Here is a 19,404-nt window from a genome sequence, read left to right as displayed (position 1 = left end):
TGCGGTGATTACCAGAAATTTGATCAAATAGCATGGATGTTTTTATAGTTTTGGTATGGATTTTATGGCTCGTATGGTGGGGCTGCGCCATGCCAAACTTGCCAGTAGCAGCGCGCAAAGGCAGGAAAATCCCAAGGTATAGCGCAGACCCAGATGTTCGCCCAACCAGCCGCCTAACAGTGCGCCTGGACCTGCGGGAATTAATGTTAGCCAACGCATTGTGCTGGTCGTGCGACCTAAAAGCGCTTCTGGCGTGACGGCCTGACGTAAAGCCAAGAAATTGATAAAGATAAACACGCCGCCGACTGCATAACATACCAGCATAAACGCAAAAGCGATGACACCAAACAGATTAGCGGGCGCAATGGCCAGCACGCCCCAGCCTAAACTGCAAATGGCGATACCGGTGATCATGCAAACGCCGGGACCTAATTTTTGACTGATCTTATTGCCGATAATGCTGGCCGAGATGGTGCCTATTCCCATGCAAACATAGCTTAATCCAACCGCATGCTCTGATAAACCCAAGATACGGGTGGCGAATAAAATCTGCACGACTAAGGCAGCGTTGTAGGCGAGTTGCCAAGTGCCCACCGTGATTGCCAGTGCCACCAAAATTTTATTGTGAGCGACGAACAGCAGACCTTGTTGTAAATCTCGCCAAAAGTTGGCGTCAGCGGCTAACTCGCGCACTTCGTGGATTTTGATTTTTCGTAAGATGGTAGCGGACAGTAAGAGCAAAAAAGCATCTGCGAATAAGGTAAGTGGTGCGCCTAATAATTTGATCAAGGCACCCGCAGTAGCGGGACCGGCGACCTCAGAACCAGAGCTAGCTAGAGCATTTTTTGCATGTGCCTCGACTAGTCGTTCACGCGGCACAATTTGCGTTAATACGATCTGTGCTGCGGTCCCAGCCGTGGTATTGACCGCGCCTATCATAAAGCCGACTACATACAACCAAGTCATATTCAAAAGGTCTAACCACCATGCGATTGGTACGCTGGCAACCGCAATGGAAATCGCTATTTCGCCCGCAATATAGACAGGTAGCTTTTTAACTCTGTCTAACCAAACGCCAGATGGGAGTGATAATAGAACATATGGAAAAATTTCCATGAAAGTCAGTAAGCCCATCTGAGTTGGACTGGCGTTCAGCAATACGGCGGCCGTCAACGGTAAGGCCAGCAGCGTAATCTGAGCGCCAAAGGAACTGATGAGTATCGATAGCCACAATCGGCGATACACAAAATCGCGTAGCAAATCATGTGGCGGAATGAGGTTCTTTAGTGAGTAGCGCTGCAGCCAACTGGGGCTTTGAGATTTTGGCATGGTAAAACCGAGATGATACAAAATAGGGATGATAGTTTGATCTGACAATAGCATCAAAGGTTCGCTTGTTCGATTGCTCGATTGTGTCAGCGACCTAGCTTTTCGAGAAAATTGAGACCATCAAAAATACTAAACTCAGTTTACAATAAGAAACATCAATAGTTAAAGATAGAGGTTGTTATTTAATGTTAAGCCGTTCTCAGGTAGAAAAAACAGTAAGCTGTTTTGATGATTTACCTTCTATCGTAATGCTGGATTTTGAAACCACAGGGATGAGTCCGGAACAGGGCGCCAGAATTACTGAAGTCGCTGCTATGCGCATACAAGATGGCAAAATTGTAGATCGTTTTGTATCGCTGATTAATTGTAATGTATTAATCCCTTCGTTCATTACTCAGTTGACCGGTATTACCCAGACAATGGTGAATAGAGCACCACCCGTGGCGCAAGTGATTCCAGAGTTATTGGACTTTATTGGAGATGATTTTTTAGCTGCCCATAATGCCAGTTTCGATGAAAAATTTTTATTGGCAGAAGCCCGTTTGCTCGGTTTGCAGTCTCGCCACCAAACCGCAATTTGCTCAGTTAAATTGTCGCGTCGTGTGTTGCCAGGTTTGTCTAGCTACGCACTAGGTAAAATTGCATCTCAATTGGGACTACGCTTTAAAGGACAAGCCCACCGAGCTGAGGCCGATGCGGAAGTAGCTGCGAACTTATTACTACACATTGAATCTCATCTGAAACAGCAATATTCATTCGCGCAAATACATCCCTCTCTGTTCGCTAGTATTAATCGCTTATCAGCGGCGAAAGTACCAGCTTATTTGCGCAGCATACAATAAAGATCGTAGTGAAAAAGAATGAGTCAATTAATCAAGGAAAGCTATGAAACAGAATCAGCGTTTTCGGCACTATAAAGGCGGCATTTATCAATTGGTGTGCGAAGCAACACAAGAGTCTGATTTGAGTCCGGTCATTGTGTATAGCGCACCTGATGGCAGTCTTTGGACACGTCCGCGGGCAGTATTTTTTGAGCAGATTGAAGTAAACGGGCAAACCGTGCAGCGCTTTGTTGAGATTGACTAATATGGATAGTCAAGATCTGGAGGTGCTGAAAACCTGTGAGCGTTGGCTTAATGGGGGGCAGGCTTGTGAATTGGTGACGGTGGTGAAAACTTGGGGTTCTAGTCCGCGTCCAGAAGGTTCAATGTTGGCGATAGGCGAGGGGGGGCAGCTTGTTGGATCGGTCTCCGGTGGTTGCATAGAAGATGATTTGATCGCGCGCGTTCAAGAATACGGATTTCAGCGAACCTGTCCCGAACTGCTCACGTATGGAATTACGGCTGACGAAGCACATCGTTTTGGATTGCCATGTGGCGGCACAATACAATTACTGATTGAGCCGTTGACACTAGACAGTAAGATTAGTGATTTGTTAGTTCGATTGGCGCAACATGAATTAGTTGCACGTCATGTCAACATCCATACTGGCGGCGTTATTTTAAAGACTGCGCAAGCTGATGATGCGTTGTCGATTGATCAGAATGAAATGACTAATATCCACGGACCACGCTGGCGTTTGTTGATTATTGGTGCGGGACAATTATCACGATTCTTAGCAACGATCGCTTTGGGCATGGATTATCAGGTTACCGTGTGTGATCCTCGCGAAGAATACCAGCAAGCTTGGCACGTTGACGGTGTGCGGCTGGTGCACGAGATGCCTGATGACACAGTAATGGCAATGCAATTGGATGGACGTAGCGCCGTGGTGGCTTTAACGCATGATCCTAAGCTAGACGATATGGCTTTGATCGAAGCCTTGAAATCCCCCGCGTTTTATGTCGGTGCCATTGGTTCACGCGCGAATAACGCAAAGCGTAAAGAACGTCTCTTGGAATTTGATCTCAGTGTAGCTCAAGTGGAAAAATTACATGGTCCGATAGGGATTTATATCGGGAGTAAAACACCCGCTGAAATCGCCATTTCAATTTTGGCGGAAATGACGGCGATTAAAAATAAGGTTGCTCTGGCACCAGAGAATCGTATCGACATTGGTAAGCAGCAAATGAGCAAATCATGAATTGGTAAGCACAAACTGATGTCTCAAATTATTCGGTCTAAATCAGTGAAGCACGTTTATTTTTGATTTGAAACACGAATATGGAAATTTTCTATTGGGATGTCGGCGAAAATCATAGAAAATCGGCTTTTTACATCGTTTTTATCAGATTTTCAAAAGGTTTTCGCGTAAAATTTCGGCTAATTTAAAATCGATCCCAGAATAAACTAGGCAGGAGCAAGAATGAGTATTAAATCCGATAAATGGATACGTCGCATGGCGGAACAGCATGGCATGATAGAACCGTTCGCTCCTGGTCAGGTACGTCAGGACAACGGACAAAAAATCATCAGTTATGGCACTTCATCTTATGGCTACGATATTCGTTGTGCTGATGAGTTTAAGATTTTTACCAATATCAATAGCACGATTGTTGACCCTAAGAATTTTGATGAAAAATCTTTTGTCGATTTCAAAGGTGATGTTTGTATTATCCCGCCGAATTCTTTTGCCTTGGCGCGCACTATAGAATATTTTCGTATTCCACGCAGTGTGTTGACGATTTGCCTCGGTAAATCGACTTACGCACGCTGTGGCATTATCGTGAATGTGACACCTTTTGAACCTGAGTGGGAAGGCTATGTCACTTTAGAATTTTCCAATACCACACCATTGCCAGCTAAAATTTACGCAGGCGAGGGTTGTGCTCAAGTCTTGTTCTTCGAAAGTGATGAAGTCTGCGAAACCTCGTATAAAGATCGTGGCGGTAAATATCAAGGGCAAGTGGGTGTGACTTTACCTAAGGCTTAGTAAGTTGCTTAATGGACTGCAGTTGAGCTCCATATGAGCCGCTAAATCAGTTGCTCATAGCTGTCATTGGGATTCAGTCAAATAGCGATACATACTTGTAGATGTATCGCTTTTTTGTTGGTAGTGCTTAGTTTGTAGTAAGCAATTGGCTAGCAATATTCTTTGCGGAGTGTCTTACAATTTGACGCTAAAGCATAAAGCCTAAATTGCGATTACTAAAGTTCACAATATTGGGAAAAACGTCATTGATCTGGGTATTACTCAGACCGAACCAGCTTGCCAAAGTTGCGCCATATTGATCGACCGAAAATTGCGGTAATAAACTGCCTGATCCAACATCTTGGTTGTGCTTAAGGCCGGTAACTGGAAACTCGCCGTAGATATCTCTTCCTTTGACCGCTCCTCCAACGATGAAATGATGTGATCCCCAGCCATGATCGGTGCCATCGCCATTGCTGGTGAAAGTACGTCCAAAATCGGAAGCTGTAAATAAAGTGACTTGATTGCGTAGATCACTTCCCATCAGATTAGCCAATGTCGTGTCGAAGTAGGAAATCGCATGGGAAACTCTTGCCAATAAATCCGCTTGTAGAGTGCGTTGTGCATCATGCGTATCAAAGCCACCAATGCTGACAAAAAAGACTTGGCGTTTTGCACCTAGGGTATTTCGACCCGCAATGATACGAGCAACAGTTTGCAGCTGGGTAGCGAGGGCATTGTTTGCTAAAGCACCAGTATTCGGGTTGGTGTATTGAGATGGATTAGGAACGCCACCTGTACCTGCAGCAGCCATTGCCGGACTGAGTAAGCTCTGGGCATTAATGGCTCGGCTGGTGATTGCATTTTGCTCTTTTTGGAAGTAATTATTCGAGTCTCCCGTAATAATCGAGCGCAATGTGCTACCTGCCGTGTTCGAGCCAAATAGACTGCCACTCAATCCAGCTATCGGTACCGCACCTGAGGCACTTACTTGGTATTGATTGACATTCCTTCCCGCGAGAAAAACAGCATTGCCTGAGGCAGAAATGGCGGTGAAAATAGTATTGCTGTTGCTGGCCGCCATCATGTCGCCCATCCGTCCACCCCAACCATAAGCGGCGCCTTCTGGGGCGTAGGCTTGCCATAAAGACTGCTGATCGTTATGTGAAAATAACTTAGGCGGAAGCTTGACGCTAGCCGCTTTGTACTGAGCTAACGTGGTTGGCATAACAAGTGGGCCCACGTTTGCAATCACCGCAGCTCTGCCATTATCGAACAGGTTTTTAAGCTCTGTCATATTTGGGTGTAAGGCAAAACTGCGACCTGATTGCGTGGTCTTGGGCACGATGGATATGACGCCACCGTTACTACCCTGAGCAGGTAAAGCAATTGAACCGCTCTCGTTGGTGGTGCGAACCGTTTGATATTGTTGCCATGAAGTGCTATCAGTCGCTAGTACGGTATTGGCGTGGTCATTCGCGCCATACAAAAACAAGCAAATGAGTGCTTTGTAGTCGCTCACGTTGTTTTGTGCTGCCGCCGCACCGACGGTTGCCAGGTTGACCGCAAAGGGAACACTGGCAAGACCTAAAGTTTGGCTAGCGGATAGTGCGCCAGTGAGTCTTAGAAATTCTCGGCGTGAGGCATTTAGTAAAGACATATCGTATTCGCTTTCATTTCTGTACCAAGTATTCTGGGGATGCCATAGTCAAGTAGATGCTTAAATAAACCCTGTTAAGTCGTGCTGTGTCGGCGCTACTAGCAGGGCTGCTAGGGATCGTGACAGAATTGATTGCCGCCAAAATTTGACTACGCAAATTACTACTCATTTGTCCAGCAGTAAGGAGTAAGTCTATTTCATTGATTAGTTGATCGGGCGTATTGGCGAGGCTGGTTAAGGTGCTGTAATCTGCTTTTACATCGCGTGAGGTTCCTGTTCCATTAGGTAAGGCATCGCGCATAAAATTAAGATAACCAACTACCGAGGTTTCTCCGGTTATTTGTAATTCGGGTGAGACCAAGCCAGCAATCGCAATGCTGGAATTCGGTGGGACATAACCAGGTCGGTAGAAATTAAAAACAGAGGGTGAACGCATAGGCGTCTGACCAATCGAGGTCAAGGGATCATCCATACTGGTCAAACGGAAAAAACCAGATGTTGATTTGGCGTTGAATGTTCGCATCCATTGTGCCAAACGCAAAACCGGTTCTCGTAATTTACCTAATCCTGAATTACTTAATACGGGGTCATTGCGTGCCTCTACATCCGTATAAATGGCTTTAATCACCGCGCGCATGTCGCCACGTACACCTTGTCCGTTATTCGCGAAAGCACTGGCTACTCTAGCAACGTATTGCGGACTGGGATTGCTACTCACTAAACGCTGTATTAGTTGTTTACTAAAAAACGGTGCAAGGTTGGGATGATTAAATAGCGTATCTAACGCGGTTTTTAGGCTCAGTTCGGGATTGGCTGGCGACTGCGGTGGTATCACGGTGCCAAGAAAGCTTTTTTCCGATACAGAGTGAGAGGCTGGATAAGATTGCATGGGCATCCAATCGCGGTTTGCGTCAGGGTTTCCACCAAAAAAACGGGTGCTAGATTTGTCTGTGCCAGCCCAACTCCAACCGGTAAATACCTTGGCCAAACCTGTGATATCTGCATTGCTATAAGTCTCTACGGGTTTGCCATTAATAAGGACATAACTACCATCAGGATTGAGTTTATATAAACCTATGGTGAATAATTGCATTACTTCGCGCGCATAGTTTTCATCCGGAACCTGCGTGCCAGATTCTTTTTGATTACGCAGTGAGGTCAGATATAAACCCATCATAGGGTGTAAGCTGACGGCCTCAAGCAGTTGTCTGAAATTGCCGAAGGCATGGGTGCCTAGCGTGTCGTAGTATGAGGCGACGCCGCGAGGATAGTTGGCAACGCTACTGTCTTGAAATGAGACGACAAAAATTTGTGACAAGGCGAAGTTAACACGCTGGCGGAGTTGGTCCTCACCGTTGATCGCTTGTTGCCAGAACGATTCCAAAAAGTGGTTTTGATTTAAATCTGCCACGCCTTTTGCTAAGGTGGCCGCTGTGCTGTCCATATAACTGCGATGCAGTTTTTGTGGAACGCTAAACTGCTGATTGAGCCAGCTATTGATGCCAATGGCACTGAGATTAGTGATGTCGGCTTTGCGAGCGCCAAAACTCGCTTGGCTTAAAAATCGCGAAGCCTGTGCAGGGCTTGGTATATCTGTCGTGGTTGCCTTGTAGCCGATAATGGAAGAAATATTATTATTCGCTATGCTAGTGTCGGTCGGCGTCACAGATTCTAGGAGGTAGATGCATTTTAAAATCGTATCCGTGTAACTGAGGTAAGTGATGCCTTGGTTAAGTGCAAATTCTTTGGCTACAGCGATTTTATTATCCAGCAGTTGAGCTACCCAACCATAGGTTTTGTCACCTGAATATCCATGTGCGGCAGCGAGAAAAACACGTATCAGATTGCCGCGCGTTTCGGTGCCAGCATTGAGCCTTTCGGTCCAATAATCCAAACCTGCTTTATCAGGAGGGGTACGGCTCAAAATATTACGGTAGGCGATAGTAATGAATTCGGCATTATTTGCGGTAGGCGAGTAACCAGTGTAAGCCGAATACTGTATGGCTGCAGCGTAGAAGGAGTCACCAATTTTATCGATACTCATACCATTTTTGTATTCGCCTATCCAGTATCCAAGACCATTGGCGTCAGGGACTCGGTTGAAATAAGCAATGTAGAGCTCAATGATGGCATTGAGTGCCTCATTATTGATTTCTTTTGATTTTGTTCCGATCTCTAGATTAATAGATACATCGGTAAATACCAGTAATTTGATACTAGGACTAAGATTAATTGTGCCATCGTTTCCAACTTTATCGACGACAGTCGTGCTGCCGTCGGTATTCTTGGTCGTCACATAGTTTGAGCGCGGGCCATTAAAATTCGCACTGTCAGCGCTGATTGTCGGCGGTGCTTGATACTTGCTTTCAGCTGGCGTTGGTGAGCTGGTGCTTGGATCTGATTGTCCGCAAGCGCTTAATAACAAAAGGCACACGCAGGCGATACCTACTTTGATTTTAGGATCGCGGATTGAGGTGTTTCTGAAAAATGGTAGCCAACGCATATTATTGCCTTTACTGGTAAGCTTGTGTTCACTGCAATCTAGACGGCCTAGATGGTCTTAATGCAGTGAGCGGCTCTATTTGATTAGTTCCTATTCGACCAGGTTCTATTCAATTTCGGCCAAAGTTTGATGCACGAACGACGATAGAATAATTTTCGATTGAGTTGGAATATTCACGAACTCAAATCCATAGCGAAACTCCTCTGAGTTTTCGGTCTGTACGATAGAGCGAATAACCAAAGGAATAATGAGGTAGGCATCTTCGCCCGCGGTATTGACTTTAAATTTAATCACGCCGCTGTCCCCCTTTTTTCCTATGCTTCGCTTGAGCAGACCAGATGTGCCTCCCATGCTGATATCGGTTAAAGTGGCTGCGCCGATTTGCTCTGGCTCGCCGACACTGAGCGATGCAATGATTTTGACGCTGGCGCGTGAGCTTTGACGTATTGCAGTACAACGTACAATTTTGGGATAGGACAAATGTAGATAGGGGTGCGGCGTATAAACCGATTTCAATGCCGAAGCGGTAAATGCGTACGCCTTCTTCCCTGGGAATGCACGAACTATAAAGGTTTGTCCGTCACGTATGATGGCACCACGACCATCGATCCGTGGTGCAGTGACCAAGATAGATTGATTTTTAACAAAACCTATTAGACGCACCGTGTAGCGAATGCTTGCATTGTCGTGAACCTGTAAAAAAAATGTTTCACCAACTTGCCAGCGCACGCTATCTAGATCCAACATCACCGATTCTTTATTGAGATCGCTGGTGTTGTTGGGATTGCTGTTCTCGTTAAGCTCACTTATTTCTATAGGGTTGAGTTTTACATCCAATTTGGGTGCTGGCTGAGAAAAACTGTTGGCCTGGCTGGCTTTGGGTAAAACTTGAGCATTGTCTGCGTCTTTGTCGTCCAAATAATCTTCGAAATAACCATCTTCAACAATGAGATTTAATTCTTCCTGATCCCTAATAACTGTACCAGCCTCATGCAAAGTATTTCCCCAGGCATCGTAGACGGCCCAAGGCAAAGCTTGGCCAAGCTTGAGTTGTTCTTTATTGATGGGAGTTAGCGCGCCGAGTTGACTCATCTTGCGTTTTCTACAGGAAGAATGGACTTAACTTCATTGTATATCGAATGTTGCAATGTCTAAAGCAAGAATAGATGAAAAAAAACCACGCTCTGTGTGAGCGCGGCTTTTCTTCTGATAAATGGGTGAGATTTGCTGTATTTCACCCACACAGTGTTCATCCTTATTCGATGTTTTCTGAACCGAGCGGTACACAGTCCACGAAATAGCCACGTTTCCCATTCACTTCAGCCTTCACCAAACCGTGACAGTCTGTCTCGAAACCTGGGAATTGTTCATTAAACGCGCGCACGAATTTTAAATAATCTACGATGGTTTTATTGAAGCGCTCACCAGGAATCAATAATGGAATACCGGGTGGATATGGCGTCAATAAAATTGCAGTAACGCGACCTTCCAAATCATCAATCGAGACACGTTCGATTTCACGATGTGCCATTTTGGCAAATGCATCAGAAGGCTTCATGGCTGGCTGCATGTCAGACAGATACATTTCTGTCGTTAAGCGCGCAACATCATGTGCTTTATAAACTTCGTGGATGCTTTGGCACAAATCGCGTAAGCCTGCACCTTCATAGCGTGGGTTGGCGGCAGCAAACTCAGGCAAGATGCGCCACATCGGTTGATTTTTATCATAGTCATCCTTGAACTGCTGTAAGGCAGTTAACAAGGTGTTCCAGCGGCCTTTGGTAATGCCGATGGTGAACATGATAAAGAACGAGTACAGACCGCATTTTTCAATGATAACGCCATGTTCCGCCAAGTATTTGGTGACGATAGAGGCTGGGATGCCCGTTTCGCCAAATTTACCTTCGAGGGATAAACCTGGTGTAACGATGGTGGCTTTGATCGGATCAAGCATATTAAAGCCCGGTGCCAATTTGCCGAAGCCATGCCAGTCATCTTCTGCATGGATCATCCAATCTTCTTGCGTGCCGACACCGTCTTCAGACAAGTGATCTGGGCCCCATACTTGGAACCACCAATCTTGTCCCCACTCTTGGTCGACTTTGCGCATCGCACGTCGGAAGTCTAGTGCTTCTAAAATCGATTCTTCAACCAGTGCGGTTCCGCCCGGGGCTTCCATCATGGCAGCAGCAATATCGCAAGAAGCGATGATCGAATATTGTGGTGAAGTCGATGTATGCATCAGATAAGCTTCGTTAAAGCTATCTTTATCCAATTTGACCGTCTCAGATTCACGCACCAAAATTTGTGATGCTTGCGAAATGCCTGCCAATAATTTGTGGGTTGATTGTGTCGAGAAAATCAACGACTTCTTCGCACGTGGGCGTTCCTTGCCAATCGCGTGCATATCTTGGTAGAAGCTATGGAAAGTTGCATGGGGCAACCATGCTTCGTCAAAGTGCAAAGTATCGATTTCTCCATCGAGCAAATCTTTGAGCGTTTCGACGTTGTACAACACGCCATCATAGGTTGATTGCGTAATCGTCAAAATACGAGGCTTTTTATTTTTCGCTTTACTCGCAAATGGATTGGCTTCGATTTTCTTGCGAATGCTCTCCATGGAAAATTCTTCCAATGGAATCGGCCCAATAATGCCGAGATGATTACGTGTTGGCATCAAGAATACAGGGATCGCGCCGCACATAATAATGGAGTGCAAAATCGATTTGTGGCAGTTACGATCAACAACAACGATATCGCCTGGCGCTACCGTAGAGTGCCACACCATTTTGTTGGAAGTAGAGGTACCGTTCGTCACGAAGTAGCAGTGGTCAGCATTAAAAATACGTGCGGCATTGCGTTCCGATGCAGCGACAGGACCGGTATGATCGAGCAATTGACCTAGTTCTTCCACCGCATTACAGACGTCGGCGCGCAGCATGTTTTCACCAAAGAATTGATGAAACATCTGACCAATCGGTGACTTTAAGAACGCCACGCCGCCTGAGTGACCTGGGCAATGCCAAGAATAGGAGCCATCATTTGCATAATGAACCAAGGCGCGGAAGAACGGTGGTGCCAAGCCGTCTAAATAAGATTTGGCTTCACGAATGATATGACGGGCGACGAATTCAGGTGTGTCTTCAAACATGTGAATGAAGCCATGCAATTCACGCAAAATATCATTAGGAATGTGACGTGATGTGCGTGTTTCACCGTACAGGTAGATCGGAATGTCTGCGTTCTTGTAGCGAATTTCTTCTACGAAGGCGCGCAAAGGCTTTAAGGCGAAATCGCTTTCTTCGTCGGTACCTTCACCGAATTCTTCATCGTCAATCGACAAAATAAAAGCAGAGGCGCGTGATTGTTGTTGGGCGAACTGAGATAAGTCGCCATAGCTAGTCACACCCAGAACTTCCATACCTTCTTTTTCCATGGCGTCAGCAAGCGCGCGGATGCCAAGACCAGAAGTGTTTTCAGAACGGAAGTCTTCGTCAATGATGACGATGGGGAAGCGGAATTTCATTTAGGTCTCCAAAAAGCCTGTTACGGGAGACGCCTGGGCCAGTGTGTTAAACCGCTTGCGCGCCGAAAAAATAAAGATGCGAATTTTCGCAGAAATGCTGCTTCAGATGTCAAAAATATTGCCCTAATTTGTGCAGAAGGTACGCAAATCTATGATATTTCATCTACCTGTCATATAAAGCTACAAGATGTGATGGTTTGCGAGTCATTTGTGCAATATAAAAAGATAATTGAGCGCGTGCTTGCGGTTGGCGATTTCATCCTCTTAGGTAAATTTAAAAACACTTAACTCGCCGTGTTCTCCGCTTGTTTTTGACTGAAGTTGATGCGTAGTCCATCAATGGAATACAGCGCAAGACCAGTCCAAATCCCAATAAATCCTAGCATGCGTTCATGGCTAAATTGCTCATGGTAAAGCCATACGCCGATCAATAACTGCAGGCTAGGAGAGATGTATTGCATTAAGCCTAAAGTCGCCATAGGAATCCGGCGGGCTGCGGCAGCGAACATCAATAAAGGGATGGCGGTGATGGGACCTGCTGCAAGCAACAGTAATTGGGTTTGCATCGGGGCTGAGACAAACACGCTTTGACCGTGTATCGCAAGATAGATTAAATACGCTAAAGCAAATGGAAACAGCAACATGGTTTCCAATGACAAACCTTCGAGTGCGCCAAGAGCCGCCGTTTTTCTGAGTAAGCCGTACATGCCAAACGTTGTCGCTAATATTAATGCAATCCATGGGGGATGACCGGTTTGCAGGCTGAGCCAAATAACACCGAGTGCTGCGCAGGTGACGGCTAGCCATTGTACTTGCCGCAAACGTTCTTTGAGTAAAACAAAGCCTAAAAATACATTGACTAGCGGCGTCATAAAATAGCCAAGACTGGCATCAATGATTCTGTCGTTATTAATAGACCAGATATATAAAAACCAATTGGCAGAAAGTAGCAGGGCGCTCGCGGCAAAGCCTGCCAATAATTTAGGTTGACGCAGAACCTCAGGCAGCCATGCCCACTGTTTGCGCCAGGCCAGCACTAATAACAAAAACATCAAGGCCCATACCATGCGGTGTAGCAAGATTTCTACCGAAGGAATTGCGTGTAAAGCTTTGAAGTAAAGTGGGAATAAACCCCAAGCCGAATAGCACGCCGCAGCGTACAGTATGCCTTTGCGCATAGGAGATCAATCAGGAATAGTGGCTGGCAGAAGTGAAGCAAACGAGCTTCGCTGCACAAAGTATTATTATCGCAGTTAATCTTTAAGCTCGCTGAACGTCGCGAATGTCCAACTCAAATTACGGCTATTGCTATTGAGTTCGTGCAACTGATGCCCATCTTGTTTTGGTCAGCTTTGGTTGGTGTTGCTTAGTGTTGGTTAGCTCAACATTGGCGCAAAAATAATGCCTATCGTATTTAGGTGTATCGTAACCATAGCTTTTTGGATTAAAGGAAAACGATGGGCTTTCTTGCTGCATTAGTCGCTATATTGGTATTCGCGTTTGTTGTCGTGCCAAGGCTCAGGTTGCGCTATGTGCTGGCGCAAGCGTTTCCTTCGAAATACTCCAAGGTACTAAGAAAGAATCTGCCGGGCTACAGCAAAATGCCGACGGATTTGCAACTGCAATTAAAGCGCAGAATCAAACAATTTCTTTTTGAAAAAACCTTTGTGGCTTGTGACGATCTAGTGATGAATGATGAAATCAAAGTCACGATCGCAGGCAAGGCATGTTTGCTCTTGCTAAATCGTGAAACAGAGATTTTCCCTAAGCTGACGCATGTTTTAGTTTACCCGCATCCTTTTGTCGTGCCCAGGCAGCAAACGTTGGCGGGTGGAATTGTGACGCCTACTAATCAGGGTTTAAGCGGTGAATCATGGAGCGATGGCCGAGTGATTCTGGCGTGGGATCAAGTTGCACGTAATCCAGACGCCGAGACTCTTGGACAAGATGTGGTCTTGCATGAATTTGCCCATCAGCTCGATAGCGAAACCGGTAATACAAATGGCGCTCCCGATCTGAAAAGTGCTGTAGCGTATCAAGCTTGGTCGCAGGTCATGGAGGTAGAGTACACCAATTTGTTACGCGCGATTGAGCGTCAAGAAGCGACTATCATCGATCCTTACGGCGCCACCAATCCCGCCGAATTTTTTGCGGTCACGACAGAAGCCTTTTTTAGGAAAAGTCAGGCTTTAGCGCATCATCATCCTGAATTGTTTGCGCAGTTAAGAAGCTTTTATCAAGTCGACCCACGCGAATGGGTCTAATAATTTTGAGAATGATGAGATAGTGCAGCGCGGTGAATGTATGAGGTCTTAGGTATCAACTATTTTTTTGACGCACATCACGAATGGCTTTGCACAACTGTTCCGTCCCGTCCAAGATGCGCGGCCCTGCGCGGTGTAGCCAATCGCCGTTGATGCTATAGAAATTTTGTTTTTTTACTGCGGTTAAATTTGGAAATTGTGACCAATTTTGACGTAATTCTTGATCATCCTTGCCGCTACTAAAAATCATGTCAGGGTTGGCAAGCAATAAGGCCTCGGTGGTGATAGTCGCGCTGATATCCTTGAGTTCAGCGAAAACATTGTGCCCACCGCATAAGGTGATCATTTTCGAGATAAAGTGTTCACGATTGACTGTCATCAGGGGACTTTTTATCATTTGATGAAAGACGTTGACAGGTTTTTCCTTGTCTTTAAGGCGGTAAGTGTCGCTGAGGTTTTGCAGTCTTTGACGAAACAGCTTCGCCGCATTTTTCCCGATAGTCTCTGTTCCCGCTAAGGTGGAAATGCGTTCTAGTGAACTAGCAATATCTTCGAAGTTATGTGGTTCACTTTCAAAGACGGTGACTTTGTTGTCTCGCAATTTCTTTGCCAATTGTTTGGCATTGCCAGAACCCCAGATGACGATCAGATCTGGTTTAAGCGCGAGCACACGCTCTAGATCGAGTGCAAAAACATTACCGACTGAGGCAATTTTTTTTGCTTGTTCTGGATAATCACTGTATTCGCTGACGCCGACCAGTAAATTACCAGCGCCTGCCGCAAAAATCATTTCGGTCACGTGCGGCGCTAGACTGATGATGCGTTTTGCAGGTTTTTCTAAGCGTACCGTGCGTTGCGCATCATCCAGTACGCTGACATCGGCAGCGGCCGTTTGCATTATGCTAGTCGCCAGTATTATTGCTGCTAGCGCGAATTGGATTCGGCTTAAACTTCCTTGCGTGGCGAAAGACATAGCGCTTATTCTAAAAAAAATTAAACTTCTAAATTGTCGATCAGACGAGTATTCCCAAGCTTGGCAGCGCTCAGTACTACCAACTCTTCTTTGTTGGCGATCTCTTCCATGTTCGGTGCTTGTAAATTACTGCGCTTACGAATCGCAACATAATCCGGTTTCCACTCACGTTGTGCTAGTTGCTGCATGGCTTGCTGTTCTATCGCAAGTAAATCGCGGCGACCAGCGCGTACTTCGTCTGCAACTTGATTCAGAATTTTGTAGAGTGCTGGGGCTTCGGCACGTTCTTCTGTGCTCAAGTAGCCATTGCGCGAGGAGAGCGCTAAGCCATCCTCGGCACGCCAGGTTTCTGCCGCGATAATTTCCGTCTGTAAAGCGAATTGTTTCGCCATATTGCGAATGATCATTAATTGCTGATAGTCTTTTTTACCGAATACGGCAACGCGAGGTTGTACACAGGAGAAGAGTTTTAATACGACGGTACTCACGCCATTAAAAAAACCGGGGCGGAATTCACCTTCCAGAATATCGCCTAAGTCATTTGGTGGTTGTACGCGGTATTCTTGTGGTTCTGGATAAAGATCTTTCTCGGTTGGTGCGAAGAGTACGTAAACACCTTCTTTCTCCAATTTTTCGACATCCGCTTGAAAAGTTCTGGGATATTTATCGAAGTCCTCGTTGGGACCAAACTGTAGACGATTGACGAAAATAGAGGCGACCACAGGATCGCCATGGCGGCGAGCTAGGCGCATTAAAGATAAATGACCTTCGTGCAGATTTCCCATTGTAGGAACGAAAGCGGTGCGTAATTGACCACGTAGTTGATCGCGTAGTTCTTCAATGGAGGAAATGATTTTCATTGGGCAAATTATAAAAATTATGGGGCAATTGGGTAATGCAATTAGTTGCAGTATTGTGTTTTTTTGATTCGCTTAAACTGGCGCGTAAGCTAGTCGTACATAGATGGGAGCATAGGCTTCTGCTTGGGTAATCTCAATCAGCGTCTCCTTGGCTAATTCAAGTAGCGCAACGAAATTGACGACTAACACTGGGGCGCCTCGGCTGGGATCAAATAAGTCGGCAAATTCCACAAATTTGCTCGATTGTAGTCTACGCAAAATGCTACTCATGTGTTCTCGAACGGATAATTCTTCACGACTAATTTTGTGATGTGCGACTAATTTAGCACGGCCTAGGACGTCTGCCCAAGCCTGTTGAAGGTCAGCAACACGTACTTCAGGCCAATGCAAAATGGTATTTTGTTCTATAAATACCTGGGCATGTAAGAAATCACGACCTAGTTGTGGTATCGCATTTAAGTCGTAAGCAGCTAATTTCATTTGCTCATATTCGAGCAAACGACGTACTAAGGCGGCACGAGGATCATCGGCTTCTTCGCCTTCCTGTGCTTTGTTGCTAGGCACCAGCATACGTGATTTAATTTCGATCAACATCGCCGCCATTAGCAGATACTCTGCCGCAAGCTCAAGATTGTGCTTACGAATTTGATCAACATAGAGTAAGTATTGTTGAGTCACCTGCGCCATGGGAATATCAAGAATATTGAAATTCTGTTTGCGAATCAGGTAAAGCAAAAGATCTAAGGGGCCTTCGAATGCCTCTAAGAAAATTTCTAGCGCATCTGGTGGAATGTAGAGGTCGTTGGGTAACTTGAATAAAGGCTCGCCATATAATTTGGCGAACGCTAGCCCATCCACCACATTGGGTGTGCTATCGGCAGCACCGATGATCGGTAGCTCTGTTGCCGGTAAATTGGGGGTAGACATGCGTCTGCGCTCTCGTAGCTACTGGTGTCGTCGAAAAATTAGAACAGGCGCTATACCAGTAGCTTTAGATTTCACTTAATTTTTGCTCTGATAAACATAAGGCTGCTGCATGACTTTGGATTCTATGATGCGGCGTTGACTGTCTAAATCAATCGGCGCTTTATCCCATAACAAAGCGCGGCCATCGCGTTGGCTTTGTTCTAATTGTGGATTGGATTCTTTTAAGCCGTTGATAAATTGCGTGGCTTCGGATTGATAGAGAGAAAATTGTTTGGAAAATTTCATTGTTTTTCAATCGAAAGTAAAAGTCATTGATTTGGGTCAGCAAGGCAAATGAGGCTGCTTAGCGCGCCATCGGGGTTCGCATTTTACCTTGTTATTGGGAAAAATCATGCGATTACAGCGTGCCTAGTGGGAAAATGTTGCTTCCTGAGAAGGGCACGGTCCCATTTGTTGAGAAAAATCTTAAGAAAAATCAATTCCTTTGGCTAGGATCGCATCTTCAAAATGTTGCATGCGATTTAACAGGAGTGAGGGATCAATTTCCTTGATTAATAATGCATTGTGTTCCGCTTTTAAAAAACCAGAAAATACCGCATGTTCCAGAAACTGCAGTAGGTGATCATAGAAGCCATTCACATTGAGTAAGCCAAGAGGCTTATGATGAAATCCTAGTTGCAGCCAAGTAAACATCTCAAATAATTCTTCTAAGGTGCCTATGCCACCCGGTAAGGCGATAAAACCATCGGATAATTGTGCCATTAGTGCTTTGCGCTCATGCATATTGGCTACTACATGAAGCTTACTCAGCGTCGTATGTCCAACTTCGCGCTCCATCAGTGCTTGTGGAATAACCCCCGTGACATGGCCGCCTAAGCGCAACATCTCGTCGGCGATGATTTTCATCAGGCCCACATCGCCACCGCCATAGACTAATTCTAGCTCGTGAGAAACCAGTTGGTTCGCCAGCGCGATAGCGGCACGATGAAATGCAGGAGAATTACCACTGGCAGAGCCACAATAAACGCAAATTGATTTCATGATAAAGCCCTAAGCTTGACGTTTGATCTTGAGTAAATAATCTTGCGATAATTTTTCAAACACTTCTTTAGTATGTCCGCGCAAATACGGACTAATTTGGACGATCACTTGGTAGCAACCACGTGCTAGCGATTCGGACATTATTTGTAATTCAGTATATTTACGCGGATTGCGAACGTATTCGTACGATAACCAATAGGTAGCAACCACGACCATGTTGGTCGCCAACGCATCAATGGTGATGTCATCCGCCTCAAATTCGCCATCTGCGCGTAGACCGATACAAAGTTCAGTTGCTACCTTGATTTTGTGATTGAGAATTTGTTTGAAAGTGAGTTCCAACTTACGATTGCGGGATAGCAAGTCGTTCAAATCACGATAAAAGAATCGATAACGCCAAATAAGTTCGAACGTCAAATGAAGATAAGTCCATATATCCTGAATATTGGCTTTACGACCTTCAGGAAAGGCTAATTTCTTATTGATTTCTTCTTCGAATTGAGTGAATAAGGAGTTAACGATGTCTTCTTTATTTCGAAAGTGGTAGTACAGATTGCCGGGAGAAATGCTCATTTCATCGGCAATGATGGTGGTGGTGATATTGGGTTCGCCAAAGTCATTAAATAATTTCAGCGATAAATCTAAAATTCGGTCTCGTGTTCGTCTTGGTGTTTTGGTTTGCATCTTGAATGCCTATTGATCTTGTCGTATCGCAAGTTGCGATGATTTGGCAATAGAATATCATTGAATTATACAAGTGCCCAAATTTAAGGGCGTAAAAAAGCGTTTGAGCGAAATCAAATACGAAATGCGATGTGCTTAGCTTAGGTGGTAAGTGTGATTCAGAACTTGTACAGTACGGCTTTTCTGCTCAATTTTCTGTCAGTTCGGATGAATAGCAATTACTTTTGTTCAGTTGGCTTAGGTACTTCGACTAAACGAGTTTTGGCTAACTTATCGTGTAAAAACTGCCCATCTTTAACAAATAGAGCCGTAGCGGCCCACGCACAGAAACCAATCGCGACTGGTATGCCGATTTGACTATTCTTCAGTCCTAATTGATAAGAGACGATGAAGCCTGGCAAGAACCACATCCATGCTAAACAGTAGCGCACAATCGCCTTAACCAGAGGAACGCGCTGATTGTCGTCATTGACCAACTTAATCCGCCAAGTTTGCATGGCTAAAGTTTGTCCACTGCGACGCCAAAAGAATACGAAATAGCTGCCTATGACAAAGAAAAGAAATATCTCACGTGCCAAGCGCATAGTTAGTGCGCTCTTGCTCTGTGTACTTACGTCGAAAATAAAGCTGGCAAAAAAAATCACGCCAAAAACTAAAGCCGCTTCGTAAATCATCATGCATACGAGGCGGCGTTTAAGTGTGGGTGTGGGGTAGTGGGGTACAGTTTTGGTTTGATTCACTTGCAATTTTCTAATCTCAACTAGTGGCGAAGCTTGCTTGCTAAAT

The 19,404-nt window shown here is 45.3% G+C and carries 18 protein-coding genes; 5 read left to right on the top strand and 13 right to left on the bottom strand.

Annotation, left to right across the window (positions count from 1 at the left end; all coding sequences use genetic code 11):
- Positions 1 to 42: 42 nt before the first annotated feature.
- Complete coding sequence (locus ACFFJH_RS13110; RefSeq protein WP_390213275.1) at positions 43 to 1,329, bottom strand: MFS transporter; 1,287 nt, start codon at positions 1,327 to 1,329, stop codon at positions 43 to 45.
- 185 nt (positions 1,330 to 1,514) lie between these two features.
- Between ACFFJH_RS13110 and ACFFJH_RS13105 the strand changes: the two genes are divergently transcribed.
- From ACFFJH_RS13105 to dcd, 4 genes are all read left to right on the top strand, one after another.
- Entirely contained in the window at positions 1,515 to 2,171 is a 657-nt protein-coding gene (locus ACFFJH_RS13105) for a 3'-5' exonuclease (RefSeq protein WP_390213274.1), read from the top strand.
- Between the two features lie 43 nt (positions 2,172 to 2,214).
- Positions 2,215 to 2,415 (top strand): DUF1653 domain-containing protein, encoded by a 201-nt coding sequence (locus tag ACFFJH_RS13100; RefSeq protein WP_390213272.1) that lies wholly within the window; start codon positions 2,215 to 2,217, stop codon positions 2,413 to 2,415.
- A gap of 1 nt (position 2,416) precedes the next feature.
- Positions 2,417 to 3,412, top strand: coding sequence for an XdhC family protein (locus ACFFJH_RS13095; RefSeq protein ID WP_390213271.1), 996 nt, complete (start codon positions 2,417 to 2,419; stop codon positions 3,410 to 3,412).
- 222 nt (positions 3,413 to 3,634) lie between these two features.
- Positions 3,635 to 4,201 carry a dCTP deaminase gene (dcd, locus tag ACFFJH_RS13090; protein ID WP_390213270.1) on the top strand — a complete coding sequence of 189 codons (567 nt, stop codon included), beginning with the start codon at positions 3,635 to 3,637 and terminating at the stop codon, positions 4,199 to 4,201.
- 187 nt (positions 4,202 to 4,388) lie between these two features.
- On the opposite strand, the gene ACFFJH_RS13085 is transcribed toward dcd, so the two are convergent.
- The 5 genes from ACFFJH_RS13085 to rarD form a co-directional block, all read right to left on the bottom strand.
- The gene (locus ACFFJH_RS13085) at positions 4,389 to 5,840 is read right to left on the bottom strand and encodes a DUF1501 domain-containing protein (protein ID WP_390213269.1); all 1,452 of its coding nucleotides are present in this window, start codon (positions 5,838 to 5,840) and stop codon (positions 4,389 to 4,391) included.
- 13 nt (positions 5,841 to 5,853) lie between these two features.
- Positions 5,854 to 8,343 carry a DUF1800 family protein gene (locus ACFFJH_RS13080; RefSeq protein ID WP_390213268.1) on the bottom strand — a complete coding sequence of 830 codons (2,490 nt, stop codon included), beginning with the start codon at positions 8,341 to 8,343 and terminating at the stop codon, positions 5,854 to 5,856.
- Between the two features lie 105 nt (positions 8,344 to 8,448).
- Positions 8,449 to 9,435, bottom strand: coding sequence for a flagellar brake protein (locus ACFFJH_RS13075; protein ID WP_390213266.1), 987 nt, complete (start codon positions 9,433 to 9,435; stop codon positions 8,449 to 8,451).
- A gap of 163 nt (positions 9,436 to 9,598) precedes the next feature.
- Positions 9,599 to 11,869, bottom strand: a complete 2,271-nt coding sequence (locus tag ACFFJH_RS13070) for an Orn/Lys/Arg family decarboxylase (protein ID WP_390213265.1) — start codon at positions 11,867 to 11,869, stop codon at positions 9,599 to 9,601.
- Positions 11,870 to 12,153: 284 nt separating this feature from the next.
- Entirely contained in the window at positions 12,154 to 13,047 is an 894-nt protein-coding gene (gene rarD, locus ACFFJH_RS13065; RefSeq protein WP_390213264.1) for an EamA family transporter RarD, read from the bottom strand.
- A 279-nt stretch (positions 13,048 to 13,326) separates the two neighbouring features.
- Between rarD and ACFFJH_RS13060 the strand changes: the two genes are divergently transcribed.
- Entirely contained in the window at positions 13,327 to 14,133 is an 807-nt protein-coding gene (locus ACFFJH_RS13060) for a M90 family metallopeptidase (RefSeq protein ID WP_390213263.1), read from the top strand.
- A gap of 55 nt (positions 14,134 to 14,188) precedes the next feature.
- Here ACFFJH_RS13060 and ACFFJH_RS13055 read toward each other — a convergent pair whose 3' ends face one another.
- The 7 genes from ACFFJH_RS13055 to ACFFJH_RS13025 all read right to left on the bottom strand — a co-directional run bounded on the left by ACFFJH_RS13055 (position 14,189) and on the right by ACFFJH_RS13025 (position 19,358).
- Positions 14,189 to 15,031, bottom strand: coding sequence for a cobalamin-binding protein (locus tag ACFFJH_RS13055; protein ID WP_390213262.1), 843 nt, complete (start codon positions 15,029 to 15,031; stop codon positions 14,189 to 14,191).
- A 95-nt stretch (positions 15,032 to 15,126) separates the two neighbouring features.
- Complete coding sequence (gene panC, locus ACFFJH_RS13050) at positions 15,127 to 15,966, bottom strand: pantoate--beta-alanine ligase (RefSeq protein WP_390213261.1); 840 nt, start codon at positions 15,964 to 15,966, stop codon at positions 15,127 to 15,129.
- Positions 15,967 to 16,038: 72 nt separating this feature from the next.
- Complete coding sequence (locus tag ACFFJH_RS13045) at positions 16,039 to 16,893, bottom strand: segregation and condensation protein A (protein ID WP_390213260.1); 855 nt, start codon at positions 16,891 to 16,893, stop codon at positions 16,039 to 16,041.
- Between the two features lie 75 nt (positions 16,894 to 16,968).
- Entirely contained in the window at positions 16,969 to 17,178 is a 210-nt protein-coding gene (locus tag ACFFJH_RS13040; protein WP_390213259.1) for a DUF3460 family protein, read from the bottom strand.
- Between the two features lie 180 nt (positions 17,179 to 17,358).
- The gene (locus tag ACFFJH_RS13035; protein WP_390213258.1) at positions 17,359 to 17,934 is read right to left on the bottom strand and encodes an LOG family protein; all 576 of its coding nucleotides are present in this window, start codon (positions 17,932 to 17,934) and stop codon (positions 17,359 to 17,361) included.
- Between the two features lie 9 nt (positions 17,935 to 17,943).
- Positions 17,944 to 18,618 carry a TetR/AcrR family transcriptional regulator gene (locus tag ACFFJH_RS13030; protein WP_390213257.1) on the bottom strand — a complete coding sequence of 225 codons (675 nt, stop codon included), beginning with the start codon at positions 18,616 to 18,618 and terminating at the stop codon, positions 17,944 to 17,946.
- Positions 18,619 to 18,836: 218 nt separating this feature from the next.
- The gene (locus ACFFJH_RS13025) at positions 18,837 to 19,358 is read right to left on the bottom strand and encodes an RDD family protein (protein ID WP_390213256.1); all 522 of its coding nucleotides are present in this window, start codon (positions 19,356 to 19,358) and stop codon (positions 18,837 to 18,839) included.
- Positions 19,359 to 19,404: the final 46 nt, after the last annotated feature.

The sequence above is a fragment of the Affinundibacterium danionis genome (genome assembly GCF_042432465.1).
Lineage (GTDB): Bacteria > Pseudomonadota > Gammaproteobacteria > Burkholderiales > Burkholderiaceae_D > Undibacterium > Undibacterium danionis.
The sequence above is the reverse complement of the archived record's forward strand: the minus strand, read 5'-3'. Positions and strand labels throughout refer to the sequence as shown.